Raw genomic sequence first — 1,334 nt, 5'->3', positions numbered from 1 at the left:
CATAGGCGTTAAGTTTATTCTTGAGTGTTGGAATCACACGTGATTCCAAAGCGGGATGGCAGACGAATCGCTTCTGAACGAGGACTGGACGAGAGTGGTTACGCAGCTCGGCGGGGCTGCGCAGCTTGAGATAAGCGCGCGCCAGACGAAGGCTTTCGTGCGGCGGCGCCAAATTCCAGATGCGGTGTCGTTACTTCGGCTGATGCTGGCCTATTGTCTGGGTGAACGAGGGTTGAGATCGACAGCCGCGTGGGCCGCTTCTGTTGGCCTTGCCGACCTCAGCAGCGTGGCGTTGTTCTATCGCCTGCGTCAATGTGGCGATTGGTTTGCAGTGCTGGTGGAGGGCTTGCTCGCTGCGGCAGCCCCGAAGGCGAGCCGAGGCCGCCTGATCCGTATTATCGATGCGACGACAGTGCCTCAGGCAGGACCGGCTGCGCGCAGGAACAGCGAGCTTTGGCGCGTTCATAGTGCATTCGATCTGCCATATGAGCGCTTTGGTCACTTCGAGCTGACAGATCAGCAAGAGGGCGAAACGTTTGACCGGATACCGGTGGTCAAGAACGAGATCCGCATTGCTGACCGCGCTTATCTGCAACCTGACCGCATCGCCGCTGTCCGCGGCGCCGGGGCAGACGTTTTGATCCGAGCGGGCTGGAAGAACGCACGTTGGCTTGATGCCAAAGGCCTTCCTTTCGACCTGATCGCCCAATTGCGTGCGGCGAAGGCGCACGGACTGATCGATCGGAGGATTTGGATCAAACGCAAGGACGGTGCGCCTCTGGCTATGCGTCTGGTCGCAGTCAAGAAGCCCGCCGGTGCAGTCGCGGCTTCGCGTCGTAAAGCCCGGCGAGACGCACAAGACGAAAACCGCGTCATCTCCAAAGAAACTCTGGAAGCCGCGGATTGGGTCATTCTGGTCACGTCGCTCGCACGGGACGAGTTCTCCACCAAGGATGTACTCGCGCTCTATCGACTGCGATGGCGCATCGAACTTGGCTTCAAGCGACTGAAGAGCCTAATTGGTCTCAAGACGCCACCTGGAACCGATCCGCGCTCCGCCAAGCCCTACCTGCTGGCCCACCTCTTGATCATCCTGCTGCTCGAGCCGCTTGCCCGCGACTTCGAGGACTCTCCCCACTGGATGCAGGCCGCCTGACGACACCTGGCGCTTGGCGCATTCTGCAACAACTCGTTGCATCCTTGCTACAAGCGATCATTCCACAACCAACCATCCGTTGCTTCCGCCGCAGAAAACGAGCGCTTGGGCGGCACCTGCGCGAGCCTCCTCGAAAACGTCGGTATCAATCGATGCTCGCACTACCTTAACGCCTATG

At 59.6% G+C, this 1,334-nt stretch carries 1 protein-coding gene; it reads left to right on the top strand.

Going from position 1 to position 1,334, the window contains the following annotated elements:
* Positions 1-55 precede the first annotated feature (55 nt).
* The gene (locus H1B27_RS39585) at positions 56-1,156 is read left to right on the top strand and encodes an IS4 family transposase (RefSeq protein WP_197969770.1); all 1,101 of its coding nucleotides are present in this window, start codon (positions 56-58) and stop codon (positions 1,154-1,156) included.
* Positions 1,157-1,334: the final 178 nt, after the last annotated feature.

This window comes from Bradyrhizobium diversitatis (assembly GCF_016031635.1).
Lineage (GTDB): Bacteria > Pseudomonadota > Alphaproteobacteria > Rhizobiales > Xanthobacteraceae > Bradyrhizobium > Bradyrhizobium diversitatis.
This window is presented reverse-complemented; position numbering and strand designations above follow the sequence as displayed.